The sequence below is a fragment of the Rhizobium sp. WW22 genome, from assembly GCF_047041135.1.
In the GTDB taxonomy this organism is placed as follows: domain Bacteria; phylum Pseudomonadota; class Alphaproteobacteria; order Rhizobiales; family Rhizobiaceae; genus Rhizobium.
Genome location: NZ_CP178198.1, coordinates 1,540,655 through 1,562,622, shown reverse-complemented (window position 1 = coordinate 1,562,622; position 21,968 = coordinate 1,540,655). Strand labels below are relative to the sequence as shown.

The 21,968-nt window shown below is 60.8% G+C and carries 16 protein-coding genes; 8 read left to right on the top strand and 8 right to left on the bottom strand.

Translation table 11 applies throughout. The features are described 5' to 3' along the window. Positions 1–78 precede the first annotated feature (78 nt). The gene (locus ACK83U_RS07820) at positions 79–6,774 is read right to left on the bottom strand and encodes a hypothetical protein (RefSeq protein ID WP_112606360.1); all 6,696 of its coding nucleotides are present in this window, start codon (positions 6,772–6,774) and stop codon (positions 79–81) included. A 492-nt stretch (positions 6,775–7,266) separates the two neighbouring features. Between ACK83U_RS07820 and ACK83U_RS07815 the strand changes: the two genes are divergently transcribed. After that, the gene (locus ACK83U_RS07815; RefSeq protein ID WP_112606362.1) at positions 7,267–7,635 is read left to right on the top strand and encodes an Hpt domain-containing protein; all 369 of its coding nucleotides are present in this window, start codon (positions 7,267–7,269) and stop codon (positions 7,633–7,635) included. Positions 7,636–7,783: 148 nt separating this feature from the next. After that, the gene (locus ACK83U_RS07810; RefSeq protein WP_112398358.1) at positions 7,784–8,104 is read left to right on the top strand and encodes a 2Fe-2S iron-sulfur cluster-binding protein; all 321 of its coding nucleotides are present in this window, start codon (positions 7,784–7,786) and stop codon (positions 8,102–8,104) included. A 439-nt stretch (positions 8,105–8,543) separates the two neighbouring features. Here the strand turns inward: ACK83U_RS07810 and ACK83U_RS07805 are convergent, their stop codons facing one another. Further along, on the bottom strand, positions 8,544–9,167 hold the full coding sequence (locus ACK83U_RS07805; RefSeq protein ID WP_112606489.1) for a DUF922 domain-containing protein: 624 nt from the start codon (positions 9,165–9,167) through the stop codon (positions 8,544–8,546). 178 nt (positions 9,168–9,345) lie between these two features. Here ACK83U_RS07805 and folP point away from each other — a divergent pair, with 178 nt between their 5' ends. The 3 genes from folP to folK all read left to right on the top strand — a co-directional run bounded on the left by folP (position 9,346) and on the right by folK (position 11,072). Further along, complete coding sequence (gene folP, locus ACK83U_RS07800; RefSeq protein ID WP_412474839.1) at positions 9,346–10,128, top strand: dihydropteroate synthase; 783 nt, start codon at positions 9,346–9,348, stop codon at positions 10,126–10,128. Between the two features lie 61 nt (positions 10,129–10,189). Next, positions 10,190–10,561 carry a dihydroneopterin aldolase gene (gene folB / locus ACK83U_RS07795; protein ID WP_112398356.1) on the top strand — a complete coding sequence of 124 codons (372 nt, stop codon included), beginning with the start codon at positions 10,190–10,192 and terminating at the stop codon, positions 10,559–10,561. Continuing rightward, positions 10,554–11,072, top strand: a complete 519-nt coding sequence (gene folK, locus ACK83U_RS07790) for a 2-amino-4-hydroxy-6-hydroxymethyldihydropteridine diphosphokinase (protein ID WP_112606366.1) — start codon at positions 10,554–10,556, stop codon at positions 11,070–11,072. The genes folB and folK overlap by 8 nt, the downstream gene beginning before the upstream one ends. Positions 11,073–11,146: 74 nt before the next feature. Here folK and ACK83U_RS07785 read toward each other — a convergent pair whose 3' ends face one another. The 4 genes from ACK83U_RS07785 to ACK83U_RS07770 all read right to left on the bottom strand — a co-directional run bounded on the left by ACK83U_RS07785 (position 11,147) and on the right by ACK83U_RS07770 (position 14,968). Continuing rightward, on the bottom strand, positions 11,147–11,698 hold the full coding sequence (locus ACK83U_RS07785) for a hypothetical protein (protein WP_112606368.1): 552 nt from the start codon (positions 11,696–11,698) through the stop codon (positions 11,147–11,149). A 104-nt stretch (positions 11,699–11,802) separates the two neighbouring features. Beyond that, positions 11,803–12,882 carry a TIGR01620 family protein gene (locus ACK83U_RS07780; protein WP_112606370.1) on the bottom strand — a complete coding sequence of 360 codons (1,080 nt, stop codon included), beginning with the start codon at positions 12,880–12,882 and terminating at the stop codon, positions 11,803–11,805. Beyond that, a complete protein-coding gene (locus tag ACK83U_RS07775) occupies positions 12,879–14,354 on the bottom strand; it encodes a YcjX family protein (protein WP_112606372.1) in 1,476 nt (491 codons plus the stop codon). The genes ACK83U_RS07780 and ACK83U_RS07775 overlap by 4 nt, the downstream gene beginning before the upstream one ends. 122 nt (positions 14,355–14,476) lie before the next feature. Then, the gene (locus tag ACK83U_RS07770; protein ID WP_112398373.1) at positions 14,477–14,968 is read right to left on the bottom strand and encodes a SixA phosphatase family protein; all 492 of its coding nucleotides are present in this window, start codon (positions 14,966–14,968) and stop codon (positions 14,477–14,479) included. Positions 14,969–15,249: 281 nt separating this feature from the next. On the opposite strand from ACK83U_RS07770, the gene dksA reads away from it, so the two are divergent. Continuing rightward, positions 15,250–15,669, top strand: coding sequence for an RNA polymerase-binding protein DksA (dksA, locus tag ACK83U_RS07765; protein ID WP_015340076.1), 420 nt, complete (start codon positions 15,250–15,252; stop codon positions 15,667–15,669). A 97-nt stretch (positions 15,670–15,766) separates the two neighbouring features. Here dksA and ACK83U_RS07760 read toward each other — a convergent pair whose 3' ends face one another. Then, positions 15,767–16,696: a flagellar biosynthetic protein FliO gene (locus ACK83U_RS07760; protein ID WP_112606374.1), complete on the bottom strand. Its 930-nt coding sequence runs from the start codon at positions 16,694–16,696 to the stop codon at positions 15,767–15,769. A 393-nt stretch (positions 16,697–17,089) separates the two neighbouring features. On the opposite strand from ACK83U_RS07760, the gene cckA reads away from it, so the two are divergent. Both cckA and trpS read left to right on the top strand, forming a co-directional pair. Next, positions 17,090–19,708, top strand: coding sequence for a cell cycle histidine kinase CckA (gene cckA / locus ACK83U_RS07755; protein ID WP_112606376.1), 2,619 nt, complete (start codon positions 17,090–17,092; stop codon positions 19,706–19,708). A gap of 226 nt (positions 19,709–19,934) precedes the next feature. Beyond that, positions 19,935–20,954 (top strand): tryptophan--tRNA ligase, encoded by a 1,020-nt coding sequence (trpS, locus tag ACK83U_RS07750; protein WP_112606378.1) that lies wholly within the window; start codon positions 19,935–19,937, stop codon positions 20,952–20,954. Between the two features lie 58 nt (positions 20,955–21,012). Here trpS and ACK83U_RS07745 read toward each other — a convergent pair whose 3' ends face one another. After that, positions 21,013–21,939, bottom strand: coding sequence for a pseudouridine-5'-phosphate glycosidase (locus ACK83U_RS07745; protein ID WP_112334725.1), 927 nt, complete (start codon positions 21,937–21,939; stop codon positions 21,013–21,015). Positions 21,940–21,968: the final 29 nt, after the last annotated feature.

The following is a 21,968-nucleotide window of genomic DNA, read 5'->3' as shown; positions in this document are numbered from 1 at the left end:
AAACTTATGGAGCAGCTTGAATCAAAAATCCCCGGCATCTCTGCCGGGGATCGAGCGTTCGTCTTTTACCTATCAATCTCAGTTCAGGCGGCCGGCTGCGTGGGCCAGCATCGTGTAGACCTTGCCGGTATCGGACGTGAGATAGGATTGCGTGACGGTGCGATCGCGATCGGTACGCGCGACATCGGCCAGCAGCTTTTCGAAATCGGCGATGTAGCGATCGACTGCGGTGCGGAATTCCGGCTCACGGTCGTATTTGCGCTTGATCTCATCGAAAGTCTGCTGACCCTTGAGCGTATAGAGCCGGCGGGTGAACACGTCACGTTCGCCGCGCTGGTAACGGCGCCAGAGATCGACCGAGGCGTCATGATCGATGGCGCGGGCGATATCGACCGAAAGCGAGTTCAGCGACTCCACGACATGGCGTGGGTTGCGTGCGGCGGGAGCAGGAGCCTGTTCCGCCGGGGCTTTTGGTGCCGGTTGGCGGGCCGGCTGCAGACCGGCATTTTCATCGCGCGACGCGCCACGCAGCAGATCGCTGATCCAGCCGCCACCGGCCGCTTCCTGGCGAGCAGGGGCTGCTGTTTCCGCCGGACGCTGCGGCTGCGCTACCGGTCGCTCGGCAGGGAGTGATCCACGCAAGCCGAGGGACTCGATCGAAGGCTGCTGCGGCTGTGGTGCCGGGCGCTGTACGGGCTGCTGGGCGACCGGCGGCTGTGGCGCCGGTTGCTGCGGAGCAGGTTGTTGCGGCCGCGGGGCGGCGGCGGCCGGGGCAGATGCGGCGGGCTGCGGCCGTGGAGCAGGCTGTGCTTCGGCCAGCGCGCGAGCGGTCGGCTCGGAAATCTCCAGCTGCTGCGTCGAGCGGCCGACAATCTGCGAGATGTCCTGCAGGGCCTTGATCTGCTCGGCAACGGCGCGACGCATAGCTGCAGCGCTCTCCTTTGCTTCTTCCGGAAGATCGAAGGCACCGCGCTTCAGTTCGTTGCGGGTGAGGTCAAGCTCGCGGCGGATATCGCCGGCGGAGCGGCGGATTTCATCCGTCGCACCGGCGAAGCGGCCGATCGCGTCATCGACCGCGACGCGCAGGGTCTCCCGCAGCTGTTGGGCAGCGGTATCCGAGGTCTTGCCGGCGTCGGCGAGCATCTGCTCGACCTCGGACAGCGAGGCTGTGAGGCCGCCGCGCAGTCGATTGGTGAGATCGCTGGAGCGGCGCTCGGCGTTGGCGAATGTATTCTCGACAGCCTGATTGGCTTCTTCGCCCGCCTTCTGCAAGGCATTGCGCATGTTTTCCGCCGCATCTTCGGCGCGCTTCTCGGCGTCGGAGAGAACGCGGCCGATATCGCCGAAGGAAGACTGTACGCTCTGGCGGAGGTTGCCGGTCACCTGGTTGGACCGCTGTTCCGCCCGGTCGAAGGCCGTTTCCACCATCGAGCCGAGGGCGCGCATGGTGTTCTCGATTTCTTCCGAGCGCTGAACGAGGCCGACGGCCAGGTTCTGCAATGCCGTCTCGCGCTCTTCCAGCGTCGATACGAGGTTCGACTGGGCAGCGCCAAGGAGCTGGGATGCTTGGGTCAGCACCTTGGAGTGATCGTCGAAACGACCGACGATGCTGCCAACCTGCGACAAGGTCTGGCCGGTAATCTCAGACAACTTGTCGACCTTGCCTTCGAGAAGGCGGCTGGAGGCCGAGACCATCTCGCCGGCCTTCGCGGCGGATTCTGCGAAGCGTGACGAGGTTGCCATGAGGCGGTCATCGACGTTTGCGAATTCGCTTGCGGCATTGGACAGCAGTCCGGCGATCGCCGAGTTGTTGTCCGCCAAGCGGGCGATGATGCCATTGACGCTCGCAAGCAGGTTGTTTTCGAGTGTGCTGACCGTGTTGACGGCGTGCTCAGTGCGCGACGAGATCGCATTGATGAGCGCGGCATTTTCAGCGCGCAGACGTTCCGTGCTTTCCTGAGCTGCCGCCGTGATGAGAGCGGCCGCCTCCTGACCCGTTGCCGCATAGCGATCGACGATCGGGCGAGCCTTTTCGTCGATGAGGCGCGAGAGTTCGGTGGAGCGCCCAGCCAGCATCGAATTCAGCTCGCGCGTGCGCTCGTCGAGCGAGGTGCGGATGGAGGAGCCACGGGCTTCCAGGGCCTTGTCGACATCGGCAAGCGTGCTGTCGATTTCGCGGGCGCGTTCCTCCAGAGAGCTGCGGATCGCCGTGCTGCGCTCGTCGAGCGCGCGCTCGACCTGCGCCATGGTGGAGGCGATTTGCTCGCTGCCGCCGGTAAGCGTGTTGCGGATGGCCGCGCCACGGGCTTCCAGCGACTGTTCGGCCGAAGAGAGCGCCTGCGAGATCGTATTGACCTGGCTGCTGACGAGGCCTTCGGCTTCGGCAACCTTGTTGACGATCGCGTTGCCTGCTTCCGAGAAGGTCTGGGCGACGGCCGCAGCCTGGCTTGCCAGCCGGTTCTGCGTTTCCGAGACGCGGTTGACGAGCTCGTCGGAGCGCTCGCTCATTGCACGCGTAAAGGCATCGCTATGGCTGCCGAGGTTCTCGGCGAATTGCTGGCCGGTATTGGCGAGCAATTCGGCCGTGCGGGTCGCTTCCGTGTCCATGCCCTGCGCGGCGTCGGCAACGGCCGTGCGCAGCGTCGTTGCAAGATTGGCAGCCTTGCCTTCGATCGTGCGGTTGACCGCTTCGAGGCCGAGATTGAGAGCGCGATCCATGGTCGAAAGGCGCTCTTCGATGCGAGCAGCTGCCTGGCTGCCGCTGTCGTCGATCTTTGCCGCGCCACTCGCCAGCGTATCGGAGAGGCGGTTGCCGGCGATATCGACCTGGGCGGCAACGCCAGTGACGCCTTCGTTGATGCGGTTTTCGAGCGCCGAAAGGCTCGCTTCGACGCGCGAACCGGTCTCGGCAAAGCGGTTCGTCATGCCGTCGATCGACTGATTGAGGTTGGATGAGAAGGTTTCGGCTGAGCGTGCGATGTCGCCGGCGGCCTGCTGGATACGGCCGGCAATGTCGCCCGCACCGCTGTTCAGGCGCTCTTCCAGCGTCCTCGCACTGGCGTCGATGGTCTGGCGCAGCGAAGCCTCACGGTCCTCGAGCGACATTTCCAGCATGCTGGCGCTGGTGGCAATCGAGGTGCCGATGGCGGTCGTCTGTTCCATCAGCGTGTTGTCGATCTGCGCGTGGGCGTCGCGCAGGGCAAGGTTGATCGCATTGCTGCGGTCTTCCAGCGTGGAGCGCATACGCTCATAAGCCGAGGCGAGGTTCTGATCCATCTGCGACAGACCGGCGCCGAGCGTGTTCTCCAGCTGGCGGGTCGTCGTGCCGAGAACGGTTTCGACGCGATCGCTGTTGGCGCCGAGCATTTCGGAGAGAGTGTCCGTATGGGCGGTGAGCGAGCGGTCGAGGCGTTCCTGGTTTTCGCTATAGGCAGCACGGATGGCTTCCGCCTTGTCGCCAAAGGCTCCGGCAACGCGGGACTCAGCACCTGAGACGCTGTCGAGAAGTGCGTTGGCGCGTTCCTCCAGAGCGCTTTCGAAGCGGTTCTGGTTTTCTGCAAGCGAGATTGCGAAGGCCATGCTCTTGTCGTCGAGCGTGTTGGTCAGCGCCTCGTGGCCGCTGGTGACGGTATGGGCAATGGCCTTGGCGCTGTGAGAGAGAGTATCTTCCAGCTTCGCATGGCCTTCCGAAAGAGCAACGGCGAGCGCCATCGTCCGGTCGTCTAGGCTGTTGACGATCTTGTCGTGAGTGCCGGCGACAGTTTCGGAGAGGGCGTCGAGACGGCTGGATACCGCATCCTCGAGGCGTGACTGGGTGTCCGAAAGCGAAATGGCAAGAGCCATCGCCTTGTCGTCCAGTGCGTCGGCCAGCGCATTGTGGTTGCTGGTGAACGCATTCGTGATCGCCTCGGCGCGATTGGCAAGCGTTGCTTCGAGACGCGACTGGCCCGAGGTCAGCGCATCGGAAAGCGCCCGTGTCTTGCCGTCCAGCGTGTCGGCAACGCGATCGGCATGGCCGGAGACGGTATCTTCCAGGCGGGCCTGGGCTTCCGACAATGCGATGGCGAGCGCCATAGCTCTGTCGTCCAGCGCTTCGGCCAAGGCATTATGATTGCCTGCAAATGCCTTGATGATGGCCTCGGCGCGGTTCGCGAGAGTTTCTTCAAGACGAGTCTGTCCGGAGGTCAGCGCGGCGGCGAGGGCGCTGGCCTTGCCTTCGAACGTGTCAGCGACACGGTCTGCGTGACCGGAGACGGTTTCCTCCAGCCGAGCCTGGCTCTCGGAAAGTGCGATGGCGAGCGCCATCGTCCTGTCGTCGAGGGCATTGGTGACGCTTTCGGCGTGACCCGAGACCGTGCTTTCGAGACGAGCCTGACCCTCGGCCAGCGCGCGTGCAAGTTCCGTCGTCTTGGCGTCCAGCGTGCCGGCGACGTGTTCCGCATGGCCGGAAACCGTGTCTTCCAGCCGGGCTTGGCTTTCGGAAAGCGCGATAGCAAGCGCCATCGTCTTGTCGTCGAGCGTGTCGGCCAGCTTGCTGTGAGTATCGGCCATGACGCCGGTGATCGCGTCGGCGCGGCTCGCAAGCGTGTTTTCGAGGCGCAGCTGGCTTTCGGCCAGCGAAATGGCCAGCATCGAAGTGCGTTCGTCCAGGGCGGCGGTCAAATGTTCGTGGGAACCGCTGACGGCGCTGGCAATTGCTTCCGAACGCTCGGCAAGCGTCTGCTCGAAACGGGACTGGTTATCGGCCAGCGCGCCGAACAAGGCGTTGCTGCGGGCCGCCATGACGGCATCGACCCGTTCATGGGCAGAGCTCAAAGCCTGCGTGATCTCGTTGGTGCGAGCAGAGAGGGTGTTGTTGATGTCGTTGGCCCGGCCGGTGAAGGCCGAGGTGAGTTCTTCCGTGCCGCTTTGCAGCGCGGCGGAGACATCGCGCGTGACACCCTGCACGGCGGATGTGAAGGCACCGGCATGCGAGGCGAGCGTGGTGTTGAGTTCGCTCGTGCCCGAGGTCAGGGCGGAAGAAATGCCTGTCGTGGCGTTCTGCAGCGCCGAGGTGATCTCGTTCGCCTTGGAGCCGATCGCGCTTTCCAATACTTCCTGGCCGGTTGCCAGCGTCGTTGCGAGAGCGAAGGACTGGTCGGTGAGATGCGAACCCAGGCGCTCGATGCTGGAGGTCAGGATGCCTTCCAGCGCATCCGAATTGCTGCCGAGCGACTGATTGATGCGGGCAAGGCTTTCCGAGAGCTTGGTGTCCAGGGAACCGGCGCGCTTGTCGAAGGCGGAGGTGAATTCCGACACGCGGTCATCGAAGGTCGTCGAAAGCTGCGCGATCGTCGACTGGAAGCGCTCTTCGAAGAAGCCGGAGCGCAGGTCGAGATCCATGATGGTGTCATCGGCTGTCGACTGCAGGCTTTGACGGAAGCTCGCGCCTTTTTCGTCGAGCGCCGTGTTGAGGCGGGACAGAACATTGTCCAGCGTGCCCGTGATGGACCGCTCGCCGCCGCTGAGGCTTTCGCTGATCTCCTTCGTGCGGGCCACCAGCGTTTCGTTGAGCTGGCGTGCACGTTCGTTCAATGCGGAATTCAGCTTTTCGGTGTTTGCATCGAGCGTCGAGGCGCGCGTTTCGAACTGGCCAAGCAGGTCCTTGCCGCGGTCGGCAAGAGTCGACGACAGAGATTCAAGACGGGTATCGAACTCGTGGCTGAGAGCGAGGCCTGAAGCGTTGAGGTTCTGCAGCAGGCTGTCGGTCTTGGCGGAAAGCAGGGTGCCGAGGGCCTGGACCGCAGAATCCGACTTCTCCATCAAGGCGGCTGCTCGCGTATCGATCATCGATGCGAAAGCTTCGCCAGAGGTAGACAGGCGTACGGCGATTTCTTCGGTCGCCAGCGACAGGTCTTCCTTGATCTGATCGTGCACGCCTGAGATCGAGGAGCGGATACGCTCGGCGTGATTGACGATGGCGTCACGTTCTGCGCCGAGTTCGTGGACCAAGCCGCGCACGCGCAATTCGTTGTCGGCGTAGCTGCGCTCCAGCGCATTGACCTCGGAATGGACGAGGGTTTCGAGTTCCGTTGCGCGCGCAATGGTGCGCTCGATGCCTTCGTTCATCGCCGAGACTTCGCGGCGAACGGCCTGACCGACCGTCATGATGCGCTCGGAAGCAATGGTTTCCGGCTCGACGAGACGCAGGGCGACTTCCGCCATGGAGCGCGCTGCATTGCGCATGTCGTGCGCACGCGAGATCATCATGCCGAAAGCATAGAAGAGCAGCACCGGAACGATAATGCCGACGATGCAGGCGATGACGCCCGGAAGGGCGGCAAGATCCGCGATGGAATGAATGTTCCTGATCTGGGTGCCATAAAGCGTGAACGCGAGGCCAGCGCCGCCGATGATCCAGAACAGCGAAAAGATCGTGGCGTTTCGCACCGCATGGCTCTGCGAGGCTCCGTCGAGCGCTCTCAATATGCTTGCGGAACTTGCCCTGTTGCCGTCATTGGCGGCAGCGAGGTTCGGATTCTTCGGCGCCTCGGCAGGGCGGGGCGGAGTGGCAGGGCCTGCGGTGCTGCGCGCTCCGCCATTCTTGCGGGCGGCATCATCCTTGGTCTGCTTTATCGGCTGTTTCGGCGTCTCAGACACATTTTGCTCCGGGATATCGGGCGTAGTTCCGCTGCGAGACTCCAAGCTCTCGTCACTGAAATCGATCTGCAAAGCTTCGTCCAATGCCTGAAAGGCCTTGTCCTCGACCGACTCGATGTACTTTTTGTTCGCCATGCGGTTACGCCTCGTTACAACTCACTCGGGCTTGCCGTGCCTTTTCCGGTAATTCCGCCGCGTCCGGAAAAGACGAACCCTGCCTCCCGTGGGGTCTTCCGCCTTCGATTAACACCGAGCTTGGATTTCCCATTACATTCAGAGTGGATAACTGGTTTTTCAAACGGATGTTATGAAAACATTACCATCATCCACTTCCGGGGCAAAGGCATGTGCCATCCACCCAATTTACCAGTATCGTAGTGACACATTCCCCCAGTCATGACAATTAATTCCACCTTAAAGCCAGTGGATCATTAAGGGGCCATTAACCCTGTTTGGCTGTTCAATGCGATGAAAACCCAAGATTTTGAGCATGTTTAACGCACGTTAACCATGTCCCGAGTTTTCAGCCCTTAATGTGCCAAAATTTAACTCGATGGCCATGTCCGGGCCGCAACTATGCGGCAGGTTCCTAAAACAGACACAGATAAAAGACTGGAGCATTGGCACATGGCAGCTTTGAACATCGCATTTGAATCTCCGGACAATTCGCGAGGCGCGGCTCCGTCGCGGGAGCGGGCGATCGATCTTGTCCATCTCGGAAAGCAGACGATGGGTGATAAGGCGCTGGAAGTCGAGGTGCTGCAGATGTTCGCAAGGCAGGCTCGTTCCTGCCTGCAGGAGATTGGCAGCGGCGATTTTAAACGCATGGAAGCTGCATCGCACAAGCTGAAGGGGGCTGCCAGCTCCATTGGCGCCTTTCGCGTGGCGGATGCGGCCGGAGCGCTCGAAAGCAACGTCGGCGACGCCGCTCGTATGGCAGCGGTTACAGCCAGCGTTATCGAGGCCGAGAACTTCATTTTGAAGCTCTCGCGCTAGGCCAAGCGTTCGAACAGCAAATCTTATCCATTCTTCCGCCGCCAGACGGGATAATCCGTTTCGGCGGCGCAAATGTTGACTGCTCCAGCGAATTGTTGGAAGTAAAATTCCGATCGTCCTTCATTCAAGCAATTCGGAATTCACCCACATGACCAAATTGACCATCGTCGCCTTCGACGGCACGCGCTTTGACCTCAATGTCGACGAGGGCTCCACCGTGATGGAAAATGCAGTGCGCAACTCCGTTCCGGGTATTGAAGCGGAATGCGGCGGCGCCTGTGCCTGTGCCACCTGTCATGTCTATGTCGATGAGGAGTGGACCGAGAAGGTCGGCGGCCCGGAAGCCATGGAAGAAGACATGCTCGATTTTGCATTCGACGTCCGTCCGAACTCGCGGCTTTCCTGTCAGATCAAGATGAAGGGCGCGCTTGACGGGCTTGTGGTGCATGTGCCGGAGCGCCAGGCCTGAGGCAGCGCTCCAACGCGCCTTGCGCGATTCCTCGGCCGGATCTCCTGTAGGCGCTCGTCACGCAAAAAGATGCCCCGCTCAGCCGGTGCAGCGAGCGAGGCGAGGCGGGCGCATCACCACAGGCAAGGGAGGAAACACCTGCGGCTTCAGGACGCGCCAGGAGAACACTTAGCGCATGCTTTGAAAAACAAACCCGACTGCGCCGAAGAGCGAATAGACCCGCCGACGCAGGCACTCGAAATCGATCCTTACGAGACAACCGCCCGGCCTTTTTCGAATCAACCAGTGCGTTTGTCTCTGTAATTGATAGGAAAAACCTATTTCAGATTCTCGTAAAGTTCAAAGAGCAGCGAGATCGTACGATTCACAGGATATAGTGACCTATTTCCCACAGCCGTCGTTACTCGATCGCTTTTTGCGCTGAGAGCAGCTCTTCGGACTACTGCGAATTGCCTTGTCGGCTGCGATAGTAGAGCAGCCTCTGCATGCGGCTCGAAAAATTGAGCGCTTCTATGCGGTCGAAGCGTGCCTGATCGGCGTCGTGCCGTTCGGTTTCGCGCGATGTCACCGCGTTCGTCCGTTCCTGCAGCGTATCGCAATTGCTGGCTGGTGGCAGAGCCAGGATCTGCTTTTCCATCTGCCGCGCATGCTGGCGGGCGATTTCGACATGCCGGTCTTCGTGGCGCCGGATATCGCCGGCCAGGGTATCCCAGATCACGGAAAGCTGCTTGCTGGCGCCCCGCCGGTCCCGCCAGCGCGGCAGGATGATTTCCGTATCGACCGTTACCTTGACGCTGGAGATATGGCAGCGGCCGTTTGATTCGCTGTAGGTCGCACTACCGCCGAAGCGGATCTTGGTTGCGCCGGGATGGTGGCTGCTTGAGCCTATCGCTAATGGCCCGCGCTGATTCAAGGCTGCATCGAGCTCGTCGGCGGTGCTTCCCTTGATGTCGAAATAGGAAGTTGACTTGCGGGCGATGACTTCCGCACCGGCCACACCGGGTATGCAGACCGCGAGCAGCAATGCACACGAAAGACTGAACTTATGGGATGCAAGCGGCATTCGTGTCGCTACCATGTTGAACTTCTGTAAACCTTGCGGCATAGCCACTGTGAGCGCAATATCAAGCGCAAGGTTTTTTCCTTTTCAATGGGATGGACAGTTCGTGACGGAGCTTCACAGCCAAAGCTGGCATGTCGCGCATGGCCGCAGCATCGATGTCGGCGGGCAGAGCGTCATCATGGCTATCGTCAATGTGACGCCGGATTCCTTTTCCGACGGCGGTCATTATGAGGCCGTCGATGCGGCCGTTACCCATGCGCTGGCTTGCGTCGAGGAGGGGGCCGCCATCATCGATATCGGTGGCGAATCGACCAAGCCGGGTGCTGTCGCCGTCAATGCCACCGAGGAGCAGGGACGGGTACTGCCTGTCATCGAAGCCCTGCGCGGGAGGACCGATGCCCTGATTTCGGTCGATACCTACCGCGCCGATACGGCTCGGCTGGCGATCGGAGCGGGTGCCCATATCGTCAATGATATCTTCGGCCTGCAGCGCGAGCCTGACATCGCCGCTGTGGCCGCACAAACGGGCGCCGGTCTCTGCATCATGCACACGGGCCGCAACCGGCAGAAGCTGCCTGATGTCATCGATGACCAGCTTTTCTTTCTCAATCGCTCGCTGGAGATCGCAGCCGCCGCAGGCGTAGACAGACGGACGATCGTGCTCGATCCTGGTTTCGGCTTCGCCAAGGAAAATGCCGAGGAAAATCTGGAGCTCATGGCGCGTTTCAACGCTCTGCTGCGCTTCGAACTGCCCCTGTTGGTCGGCACTTCGCGAAAGCGGTTCATCGGCACTATAACGGGTCGCGAAGCAGCTGGTCGCGATATCGGCACCGCTGCAACCAGCGCAATCTTGCGATTGCAGGGAGCTGCCATATTCCGCGTACACAATGTCGCAATCAATAGGGACGCGTTGGCCATTGCGGATGCTATTCTCGCGACGCGGGCGAGACTTAAAACATGATGCTCGGATCCAAGGAGCGGTTTTCGGACGCGATCGCGCCTGTTCGAAACGGAGATACGCCATGAGCGCTGTGACATACACCATTACTCTGCAGAATTGCGCCTTCTTTGCCCGGCACGGCGTCCATGACGAGGAGGAATTCCTCGGCCAGCGCTTCTTCGTCGATGCCGAACTCGATGTCGAAGCCGGCGATGCGCTGGAGCGCGATTCGATCGACGATACCGTCAATTACGGCGTCGCCTTCAGCGTCATCGAGGAAATCGTGACAGGTCGCCGGCGTTATCTGATCGAGGCGCTGGCGCTCGATGTGGCCAAGGAGCTATGCCGTCGTTTTCCGAGTATCCGCCGGGCCAAAATCACGGTACGCAAGCCCAATGCCCCGGTTCCGGGCGTTCTCGATTATGTACAGGTGAGCATTGAGCATTTTGCCTGAGGGTGCAGCCGCGCGGACGACGCTCGGTTTGGGCGGCAATCTGGATAACCCCGTCCACGCCATGGCGCTCGCCTTGCGTACGTTGGATGCGCGCGCCGATTGCCGGGTGGTTTCGGTGTCGCGACTTTACCGCACGCCGCCCTGGGGCAAGACGGACCAATCCTTTTTCTACAATTCCTGTGCTGCCGTCGATACGACACTCTCGCCGGAAGCCCTGCTTGACGTATGCCTCGACATAGAGCGGCAGATGAAGCGGGTGCGGATCGAACGCTGGGGACCACGCACGATCGATATCGACGTGCTGACCTATGGAGATTTGGAAAAGGCCGAGCCGTTGCTCACCATTCCACATCCGCGAATGGTCGAGCGTGGTTTCGTGCTGATGCCGCTTGCTGATTTTGCCGCCGATCTCGTGGTGAAGGGCCGCACGATCACCGACTGGCTGCAGGATGTTGATATCGAAGGTATCGAGGTCGCGGACGAAAGCCGTGACTGGTGGCGGACAGCCTGAACTGGACCCCATGGATATATAAAGACAAAGGCCGGCAATTGCCGGCCTTTGTCTTTACGGATTCTCGTTCAACGCTATTGGATCGACCCGACCGCCATCTGGTCGACGTCGGCACGCTTCAGTGTGACGCCGATAACCGGGACCATCTGATCGCCGACCTTCACGGAGATTGTGACATTCATCGACTTGTTGTCCGCAACGCGGGCGATCATGGCGCCGTTGAGCTTCTGGCGGATCAATCCGAGAACGACGGTGTTATCGTTGACCGCGCCTGATGTCACGTCGAGGCCCTTACCGGCTGCGCCATCCAGGAACTTTCCGCTGTAGGAACCGCCGTTCTGCGTGATCTCGGCCGACATCGGCTGCTGGAAGACGCCGACGCGGCAGGTGCCGTCGAGCTTGACGCCGGCGCTGCCACCATCGGATGGCTTGCCCGTGAGATTGCAGGTGAACTTCGTGCCCTTGTACTTGCCGGCGACGATTTCGCCGGGGCCGCTCCAGGTACCGGAGATCGACTGGAAGAAGGCCTTGTCGCGGGGCGCCGCGTCGGCCGACTGCACCCAGGCGCCGGTGGAGATGGCTGCGGCTGCAAGGCTGCTTACAAGAAGAAATCGACGCGAAAACATGGACATTCCCTAGCGAGGCGGAACCGTGAAACTGATTGTCACTTTTGCCGCAGAATGGTTAATGCTTGGTTTCCTGAATGCCAAAGCGCCTGATTTTCAGGTCCTCATGCAGGATTGCGGCCGCCTACGCTCGGCGTGAGGTCGCCGGCAAAATCGGCAATGCCGGGACGCTTGAGCGCCTTGAAGGGGAGCGGCCGGCAGAGGTCCATGGCGGCGATGCCGATTCTTGCGGTCATCATGCCGTTGACGACGCCCTCGCCAAGACGCGCCGACAGTTTCGACGCCAGGCCGTGGCCGATCAGTTGCTGGACGATGCTGTCGCCGAGTGCGATGGAGCCGGTGACGGCCAGGTGGGCGATCACATCGCGCATCAGCCTGACCATGCCGAGCGTTCCGGGTCTACCGCCATAAAGCTCGGCCATGGCGCGGACGAGTCTCGCCGCTTCGTAGAGAACGTAGAGAATATCGACGAGGGCACGGGGACTGACGGCAGTTACCACCGATACCCGTTTCGAGGCACCGAGAATCAGCACGCGGGCGCGGCGGTCGAGCGGGCCGAGCAGCTCGCGTTCGGCGAGGTCGATCAGTTGCGGCGCATCGATGATATCGTCTTCTGCCGCCTTCAGGGTCGCGCGGCCTCTTGCCGTGTCCGGATTGGCTTCCAGAATGGCGCAGAGTCGCTTGACCAACGCTTTGGCGCGCGCCGGCCGGGTTTCGACGATGGCGGCGTCCGCCTCTGCCTTGATGCTCTGCACAGCGGCGAGCCGCATCATCCCGGCCGTCTCGCGGATGACGATGGCAAACACGGCCAGGATGCCGACGGCCACAACTGCAAGGGCAGTATAGCCGAGCCAATCGGCCCGGCTGAACAGGTCGCGGATGAGCTGATCCGTCCAGAGGCCGAAAGCGAGCGATACCAGAATGCCGAGCGCGCTGAGCGCCACCTTGCCGAAGGAAAATCCTTTGCGGCGTGGCTTTGCAATGGCTGTTGCATCCGCATCGGCACCGAGGGCCGGATTGATGAACGGATCTTCCGCGTCGGGCGTCAGCACGATATCGGTATCGAAGCTCTGCGGCTTGCGAACCGCTGGCGCAGTTGCCTCTTTTTTGGAGGTTTCCGGTTCCAGCGCGAAGGCGCCGGGACGACGATTACCGTTCGGCTCGTTTTCGGTCGATTTCGTCATGCGAGGCGGTCTCCGAACAGGAACTGCATGGCGCGGTCGAGGCGGATATGCGGCACCGAAAGCTTGATACCTTCCCCGGTTTTTTCCAGCTCCGGCGGACGGAACCGCACGACATTCACTTCGGGCAGATGGACCTCTGCCTCATTGGCTTCAAGGGCTTCGAACAGCCATAGGGGATTTTCCGGGAGATCGCCGGGGAAGACCGCCGTCTTGCGATTGCCGTCGAAGGTCTCGCCGGCGATGGTTTCGCCGTCCATCGGCGTGCCGACGATGACGGGAAGCGTCTGCCCATCGCGGGTCACGGTTGCCTCGCGGGTCGCCCGCACCGAAGCGATGGCCATCACATCGATGCCGGCTCCGGCCATGCCGATGCGCTCAATGGCGCGATCGACGAGACGGCGTGTCAACGCCTCCAGCCGATCGTGACTTTGATGATGGAGATGGTCGGCCTTGGTCGCGGCCACCAGCACACGGTCGATGCGGCGGCCGAGCAGCGAGGAGAGGAGGGAGTTGGTGCCCGGACGGAAGCAGGCGAGCACATCCGTCAGGGCCCGTTCGAGATCCTGCACCGCTTCCGGGCCGCGGTTGATGGCCTGCAGGGCGTCGACCAGAACGATTTGGCGGTCAAGCCGGGCGAAATGTTCGCGGAAGAAGGGTTTGACGACAACGGCCTTGTAGGACTCGTAGCGCCGCTCCATCATCGCCCATAGCGACCCTTTTGGCGCATTGCCCTCGGAAGGCAGTTTCAGCGGTGCGAAGGTGAGGGCAGGCGAACCGTCGAGATCGCCGGGCAGAAGGAAACGGCCGGGAGGCAATGTGGAAAGCGAACGTTCGTCGGATTTGCAGGCTTTCAGGTAGTCGGCGAAAGCCGTGGCCAGATCGCGCGCCTTCATTTCATCCGCGGGTTCAGCGATATCTGCCGCTTCCGTTATGCCAAGCCAATGACGTGACAGTTCGGCACGAATGCCGGTCTCCGCCAGCGCCAGCGTCTCCTCGCTGAAGGTACGGAAATCCTTGGCGAGCAATGGCAGGTCCAGCAGCCATTCACCCGGATAATCGACGATATCGATCGAGAGGCGGCCGGGCGAGAACAGGCGGTTCCAGCCGCTGGCGCTTTGGTAATCCAGCGTCAGGCGCAGCTCGGAAATCGCCCTTGTCGAATCCGGCCAGACGCGGTCTTTCACGAGCGCGCGGATATGATCCTCATACTGAAAGCGCGGCACGGCGTCATCGGGCTGCGGTTCGAGACGAACGGCGGAGACACGGCCGGACTGCACCGGCTCGAACAACGGCAGACGTCCGCCATTCAGGAGATTATGTACCAGCGAGGAGATAAAGACGGTCTTGCCCGAACGGGAGAGGCCCGTGACGCCCAGACGAATTGTCGGATTGACGAGACCGGCGGCTCGATCGGCCAGATTGTCGAAGGCGATGAGGGCGTCGTCGGTAAAAGAGGTCAGGCTTGGGGGCAAGACGGGATCCCTGGATGACAGCGTGACCGTGAATATAGGGATGGAAACTTGCGCCGAAAAGATGAGCGGATATGTGTCTGCAATCAGCGGCGCCGCCGTTGCGGCCCATATCGCCGAAGTCTCTATTCGGTGACAAAGTCGAGCAGTACCCAGCCCGATGGCGTCGAATCGACAACGGCAAGACCGGCTGTCGGAAATCCGCGTGGAAGAGCGCTGGCCAGAGCATCGCGTCCAATCAAGGCCGCAAGCGTCAGTTCGATGACCGGGTTATGCGCGACCAGCATGACCGACTCCTGATCGGTCTGCGCAGCGATGAGTGACAGATAGACATCCGGTGAGCCGTTATAGAGTTCGTCGACAAAGCGGAACTCCGTCGACGGCGTGACGACGCGGCGTATAGCCTCGGCGGTCTGGCGGCAGCGCAGAGCGGTGGAGGAAATGACAAGGTCGGGCTTGTAGCCTTTATCAGCCGCCTCGTCGGCGACAATCTCGGCCGCGGCGTAGCCGTTGTCGCTCAAAGGACGGTCGAAATCTTTTTGGCCGGGTGCAGCCTGCATGGCCTCGGCGTGGCGTAGGAGATAGATCCGGGAGGGCGGCGGCGAAATGCTGATCATGGCAAGATCTCGAGGCTCGATTTCACTCATGAGGTAACGTCTCTTCATTGGTGCCGTCAACTGCTGCGCGATCTGTCAGAAGGCGAAATGCTCCATCATCACGGGAAGGTTACGAAAGACGCGAATCGGGCTCGATGAGAAGAAGTGATGAAAAAATAGACCCTTAGCTGAATTTTATGACAAATTTAAAAATCAGTTGACAGCATCTATTTGGCTTGAATCGGCACTATCGGTTGGGATATACAGCCCAGCCATATGAGATGTTCTTCAGGAGAATCGCGTTGAGTGAGAAGATCGATCTTAGCAATTATGTGCCCTCGGAAGACGAGGAGTTCATGAATCTGAATCAGCGAGCTTATTTTCGAGCGAAGCTGGTGGCATGGAAAAACGACATCCTTAGAGAAGCGCGCGAAACCCTGGATCATCTGGCGGAAGAAAGCGCAAATCATCCAGACCTGGCCGATCGTGCCTCTTCCGAAACTGACAGAGCTATCGAGCTTCGGGCTCGCGACCGCCAACGTAAACTCATTTCCAAGATAGATGCCGCATTGCAGCGCATTGAGGATGGTACGTACGGCTATTGTGAAGAAACCGGCGAGCCGATCGGCCTGAAGCGTCTTGACGCTCGCCCGATCGCAACCTTGTCGATCGAGGCGCAGGAGCGTCACGAGCGCCGCGAAAAGGTTTACCGCGACGAGTAATGACAGCATCGGTTTCGACCGGCTTAAATAAAACAAAGGCACGATGGAAATCTCTGTCGTGCCTTTTTCAATTCCGGCGTTTCTGAGAGGCCGCACCTTATTTGTCGCGGCTGACGCTCATTTCCCCAAAGATGCGAGCGACTTCCTTCTGAAGAGCGCTGTCCGCTCCGGTCAGCGGAGCGAGCTCCGGTTCGACGCGTTTTGCCGGGCTTGGGATCGTGGATGGTTCAGCATTCGGTTGCTGCTGCACCTGTCGCGGTGCCGGCGCGTTCGGAATGATCCGTTCGGCGGTCAGGTTCTTCGACATTTCCGCTTCCAGAATACGCTGGAAATCATTGCCGGGTTCGACCGATGGCGTTGGTGCGGGGGTAGGCTCGGCTGTTGCCGGGAGTGCGGGAGCCGGTTGTTGCTGAGGCAGGACGACATGTCGGGCAGCGTCCAGTATGTCGGCGGCTTCCGTCTCGCTGATAGTCGGCACAGGCTGGGGCGCCGGTTGCTGCGGCTTGACGGCAGCGGGTTGCGGGTGTTCGGCCACCTGCGGTACTGGAGTTGGTTGCGCCGTAGGCTCAAGGCGCGGCTCGTTGCGCAGATAGGCTTCGATCTTATCCTCAGCGGTTTGCTGGCGCTGCGGAAGCGTTGCGGGAGGAGCTTCCACCGCAGCCGCCTTCTGCTGCTGCGACTGCCTCTCTTCAAATGCCATGGGGATATCGACCGGCGTTGCGGAGGTTCCAGCGCGTGTGGCAGCGGAAATGCCCGATTCGATGACAATGTCCGTCGGGCCGCCGATCATGATCAAATGCTCGATCCCATCGCGTCGCACGAGCACGAGACGGCGGCGAGCATCGACGGCGGCGGCATCCAACACCTGCAGGCGAGGCTGACGGTTCTTGCCGCCGCGCACGAAGGGAGAAGGCGCTCGGTTGCGCATGATCCACAGAATGCCGATGAGCACGAGCAGGGCAATGCCAACTCCACCGGCTGCGAGAAAGAAACGGCTGCCATAGGCTCCGGCGATATCGTCCAACATGTCGAGATACTCCGTAATTGTCCCCGATGTTGCGGTTTACAGCGCCGCGCGTCACATGTGACGTGCAAAGGTCGTTGTAGTACTTTAAATCCACTGCATAATTTTATCCTTAAATTGAATCCTGTTTAAGGAATTATGCAGTAGGCGCAACTGCCGCGGGTAATGCTTTGACCGTGACCCTTCTATACGGCGATCATATGAACAGGATTGCGCCGGAGACAAGATGCGATTGCAGGCTGTTGTCTTCTATTGCCTGTGAATTCAAGCCTTTCTGGCCCGGCAAAGCTTTTTGCCGATGACGCAACTTGATAAAGAAGATTCGAAAGGTCCGACTCCGGCGACCCCTAAACGTGTATGACATGTCGCGAGGAGAACGGCCGATACGAGGGGTTCATGACGAAGCAGCGTCCGTCCGACGAGTATAGCGTGCCGCTGGTGGATCGCGGGGTTCGTTCGGGAACCGTGCTGCGCATCATCCTGCTTGCGCTCGTTCTCGTGGCTGCGGCTGCGGCTTTCGTTGTCTTCAAGAACCAGCTCGACAACGAAGCGGTTCTCGGTGGCCTCGGCATTCTCGCCATGGTCGGCATCTTCTTCCTGGTTTCCTCGATTATCGGCTTTGTCGAGGTCATGCCGCAGCCTCAGTCCGACAGTCTGGCCCGGTCCTTCCTCAACAGTCATCCGGACGGAACGCTGATCACAGACGAGAAGGGGCGTATCGTCTATGCGAATGCCGCCTATGGCCGGCTGACCGGGGCGACGAAGGCGACGGAAGTGCAGTCGCTGGAGATGCTGCTGTCGCGAAATCGCGAATCCAACGAGGCTCTCTATCGTCTCGCCAATGGCCTGCGCGATGGCAAGGAAGGATCGGAGGAGTTCCGCCTGCTGAAGCCGCTCGGGCCCGTGGATGGAAGCGGCAATGGGGCGCATTGGTACCGGCTGAAGGCGCGCGTGCTGCCGGCCGAACAAGGCGCCAACAAGGCACTGCATATCTGGCAGATTACCGACATCACCTCCGAGCGTGACGACCAGGAACGTTTCTTCAAGGAACTGCAGAACGCGATCGACTATCTCGACCATGCGCCGGCCGGCTTCTTTTCCGCGGGGCGCAAGGGCGAGATCTTCTATCTCAATGCGACGCTCGCCGAATGGCTGGGCTTCGATCTGACGAAATTCGTGCCGGGCTCGATGACCATAGGCGATCTTGTGGCCGGCGAGGGGCTGGCGCTGATCCAATCGGTGCAGGCGGAACCGGGTCTCAAGAAGACGGTGACGCTCGATCTCGATCTGCGCCGGTCCAATGGCCAGAGCCTGCCAGTGCAGATCGTCCACAGCGTCACGTCGATGCGCGACGGCGCTCCCGGCGAGAGCCGCACCATCGTCCTGACCCGCCGGAACGGTGCGGATACCGAGCAATCTGCCTCCGCCGCCGCGATGCGCTTCAGCCGCTTCTTCAACAATACGCCTATGGCAATCGCGTCCGTTGACGGCAACGGCCGCATTCTGCGGACGAACGCGCCTTTCCTGAAGCTTTTCTCGGATCTGGTCTCGCGCGACGATATCGAGCGCGGTGCCGCCCTGGAGAGTGTCGTCAACGACAGTGACCGGCCGCAGCTGCAGCAGGCGCTGGCGGCCGCCAAGGACCGGCAGGGCGACATTCCGCCGATCGATTCCCGCAATCCGAAAGACGAAACGCGGCATTTCCGCTTCTATGTCAACGCCGTCATCGACCAGACAGACGAGGCGCCGGAAGAGGCTGCCATCGTCTATGCGGTCGAGGTGACCGAGCAGAAGGCGCTCGAGACCCAGATGGCGCAGACGCAGAAGCTCAATGCCGTCGGCACGCTCGCAGGCGGCATCGCGCATGACTTCAACAACGTTCTGACGGCGATCCTGCTTTCGTCCGACCATCTCCTGCTGCAGGCGCGGCCTTCCGATGCCAGCTTTGCGGATCTGATGGAAATCAAGCGCAATGCCAATCGTGCAGCCGTGCTGGTGCGGCAGTTGCTCGCCTTCTCGCGCAAGCAGACCATGCGGCCGACGATCCTGAACCTGACGGATGTGATCGGCGATCTGCGCATGCTGGTGGACCGGCTGCTATCGGGTACGCATGTCAAACTCGACGTCGATTACGGGCGCGACCTCTGGCCTGTGAAAACCGATCTCTCACAGTTCGAGCAGGTGCTGATCAACCTCTGCGTCAATGCCCGCGATGCCATGCCGGGCGGCGGTACGCTGACGCTGCGCACCCGCAATCTGCGCGCGGCCGATGTCAGCGCCTTCAACTATCCCTACCTTCCGCATGAGGACATGGTGCTCGTCGAGGTCAGCGATACCGGAACCGGTATCGCGCCTGAGATCATGGACAAGATTTTCGAGCCCTTCTTCACGACCAAGGAAGTGGGCAAGGGCACCGGCCTCGGCCTTGCCATGGTTTACGGCATCATCAAGCAATCCGGCGGCTACATCCAGCCGGAATCGGAAGTTGGCAAGGGAACGACCTTCCGCATTTTCCTGCCGCGGCACATCGTGGAAATGCCCTCGGTAACCGAAGCGAAAGTGTCGGAAAGCCGCGATGTTACGGCCATGGACCAGGGTGCGGGTGTCGCCCCTTCTTCGGAAGAACCGGCCGATCTTACAGGCAAGTCCGCTGTCGTGCTGCTTGTCGAGGACGAAGAGGCGGTACGCCGCGGTGGCAAGCGCATGCTTGAGACGCGGGGTTATACCGTCCACGAGGCCGGCTCCGGCGTTGAGGCGCTCGACATCATGGAGGAGCTCGACGGACAGGTCGATGTCGTCGTCTCCGACGTCGTCATGCCCGAGATGGACGGGCCGACGCTGCTGCGCGAATTGCGCAAGAAATATCCGGATCTGAAGTTCATCTTCGTTTCGGGTTATGCCGAGGATGCCTTTGCCCGCAACCTGCCAGCGGACGCCCAATTCGGCTTCCTGCCGAAGCCATTCTCGCTGAAACAGCTTGCCGTCGTCGTACGCGAGACCCTGGACAAGAATTAAGAAGGAGGCGTTTCGCGCCTCTCCATGTTGCCGATTGAGGCGCAACGATGTAATCAACCGCCCATGATCGACCTCGCCAAGCCCGTTTTCCAAATGTGGTGGCGCTCCTTCTAGGAGCGGCAGTCGTCATGTCTTGAAATCGACCCTGCCGCCGTAATCCGGCAGGCATGGTCCATTTCCGTTTTTCCCTTCCCGATTGCGGCGGCTCCTTTTGCGGAGCAATGAAATGTTTTCCCTTACCGATAATCGTCCCGTCATCCTGACGGGCGACCGGACCACGGGTCCACTCCATCTCGGCCATTATGCCGGGTCGCTGAAAAGCCGCGTTGCACTTCAGCACAGCCATGAGCAATTCCTGCTCTTGGCGGATACGCAGGCACTGACGGACAATGCGCATGATCCCCAGAAAGTGCAGCGCAACGTCCTTGAAGTCGCCACGGACTATCTTGCGGTCGGCATCGATCCGGCGCTGACAACGATCTGTGTTCAATCCGCTTTACCCGCGTTGGCGGAATTGACACTACTCTATCTGAATTTCGTTACGGTCAGTCGCCTGGAGCGCAATCCGACGATCAAGACAGAGATCCAGCTGCGCGGTTTCGAACGCGATGTGCCGGCCGGCTTTCTCTGCTACCCGGTCGCGCAGGCCGCCGATATCACCGCCTTTAAGGCGACCGTCGTTCCCGTCGGCGAGGATCAGGCGCCGTTGATCGAGCAGACCAATGAGATCGTTCGCCGTCTCAACCGGCAGATCGAGCGAGACGTTCTGGTGGAGGCTACAGCGATGGTGCCGGCTATCGGGCGTCTGCCCGGCGTCGACGGCAAGGCGAAGATGAGCAAATCGCAGGGCAATGCGATCCCGCTTTCGGCATCGTCCGATGAGATCAGGGATGCGGTGCGGCGCATGTATACCGATCCGGATCACCTGCGTGTCAGCGATCCCGGCAAGGTCGAGGGAAACATCGTCTTCACCTATTTCGATGCCTTTTGCGAGGATCGGCAATTCGTCGAAGAGATGAAAGAGCATTATCGCCGCGGCGGACTTGGCGACGTCACCTTGAAGAGACATCTCGAGGATGGCTTGCAGGCGCTGCTCGCGCCGATCCGAGAGCGTCGTGCGCTTTATGCCGCTGAACCGGACTATGTGATGGAAGTCTTGCGAGAGGGGACGCGAAAGGCGAGGCAACGGACAGAGGCGACGCTTGCCGAATTAAGGTCAGCGCTGGGTCTGTTCTCTCTCACTTGAAAGAATGACAACGGCCGGGCGCTCGCACCCCCGGCCGTTCCTGTGACGAGGGTCTTGATTAGTCCGCCAGAGCTACGGCGATTTCCGCGGCCAAACGCGCATTGTTTTCGACAAGCGCGATGTTGGTCTTGAGGCTGCGGCCTTCGGTGATGTCGAAGATCGTGCTCAGCAGATAGGGCGTAACCGCCTTGCCGGTGATCTCGTCGCGCTCGGCGCTGTCGAGGGCCCGCTCGATATAGATTTCCATCTCCTCGCGCGGGATCTCGTCGGCTTCCGGAACCGGATTGGCGATCAGCATGCCGCCATCGATGCCGAGCTGCTCGCGGGTCGTCTGGAAGTTGGCGATCGCAGCCGGGCTGTTCAGCGTCAGCGGGCTCGTCAGGCCGGAGGAGCGCGACCAGAAGGCCGGAAACTCGGTGCTGTCGTAGGTGACGACCGGAACGCCGCGGGTTTCGAGCACTTCGAGCGTCTTCGGAATATCGAGGATCGCCTTGGCGCCGGCGCAGACAACGATGACGCCGGTGCGGGACAGCTCTTCAAGATCGGCCGAAATATCGAAACTTTCTTCGGCGCCGCGATGGACGCCCCCGATGCCGCCGGTGGCGAAAACCTTGATGCCGGCGCGGGCGGCCGCGATCATCGTGGCGGCAACGGTGGTCGCGCCCGTGCGGCGTTCGGCGATCGCAAAGGCAATGTCGGCGCGCGAAACCTTCATCGCACCTTCCGTCTTGGCCAATGCTTCCAGCTCTTGCGGCTCCAGGCCGATATGCAACGTGCCATGGATGACAGCGATGGTCGCGGGTACCGCGCCTTCCTGCCGGATGATCGCTTCGACGCTGCGGGCCATCTCGATATTGCCGGGGTAGGGCATGCCGTGGGTGATGATCGTTGATTCCAACGCAACGATCGGCGCACCGCGCAGCTTGGCGGCAGCGACTTCCTTCGAATAGGAGATCGGAAGCAGGGGCGAGATAGGCTGGGTCATTGTCGTTTCCAATTCACTGAAACAATATA

Bases quoted from the DNA above. Each gene is read 5' to 3' on its own strand.
- trpS (WP_112606378.1), top strand. From the start codon at position 19,935: ATGTTTTCCCTTACCGATAATCGTCCCGTCATCCTGACGGGCGACCGG.
- ACK83U_RS07815 (WP_112606362.1), top strand. From the start codon at position 7,267: ATGGCAGCTTTGAACATCGCATTTGAATCTCCGGACAATTCGCGAGGC.
- ACK83U_RS07770 (WP_112398373.1), bottom strand. From the start codon at position 14,968: ATGATCAGCATTTCGCCGCCGCCCTCCCGGATCTATCTCCTACGCCAC.
- ACK83U_RS07785 (WP_112606368.1), bottom strand. From the start codon at position 11,698: ATGTTTTCGCGTCGATTTCTTCTTGTAAGCAGCCTTGCAGCCGCAGCC.
- ACK83U_RS07760 (WP_112606374.1), bottom strand. From the start codon at position 16,696: ATGTTGGACGATATCGCCGGAGCCTATGGCAGCCGTTTCTTTCTCGCA.
- ACK83U_RS07805 (WP_112606489.1), bottom strand. From the start codon at position 9,167: ATGCCGCTTGCATCCCATAAGTTCAGTCTTTCGTGTGCATTGCTGCTC.
- folP (WP_412474839.1), top strand. From the start codon at position 9,346: ATGGCTATCGTCAATGTGACGCCGGATTCCTTTTCCGACGGCGGTCAT.
- ACK83U_RS07745 (WP_112334725.1), bottom strand. From the start codon at position 21,939: ATGACCCAGCCTATCTCGCCCCTGCTTCCGATCTCCTATTCGAAGGAA.
- cckA (WP_112606376.1), top strand. From the start codon at position 17,090: ATGACGAAGCAGCGTCCGTCCGACGAGTATAGCGTGCCGCTGGTGGAT.
- ACK83U_RS07780 (WP_112606370.1), bottom strand. From the start codon at position 12,882: ATGACGAAATCGACCGAAAACGAGCCGAACGGTAATCGTCGTCCCGGC.
- folB (WP_112398356.1), top strand. From the start codon at position 10,190: ATGAGCGCTGTGACATACACCATTACTCTGCAGAATTGCGCCTTCTTT.
- ACK83U_RS07810 (WP_112398358.1), top strand. From the start codon at position 7,784: ATGACCAAATTGACCATCGTCGCCTTCGACGGCACGCGCTTTGACCTC.
- ACK83U_RS07820 (WP_112606360.1), bottom strand. From the start codon at position 6,774: ATGGCGAACAAAAAGTACATCGAGTCGGTCGAGGACAAGGCCTTTCAG.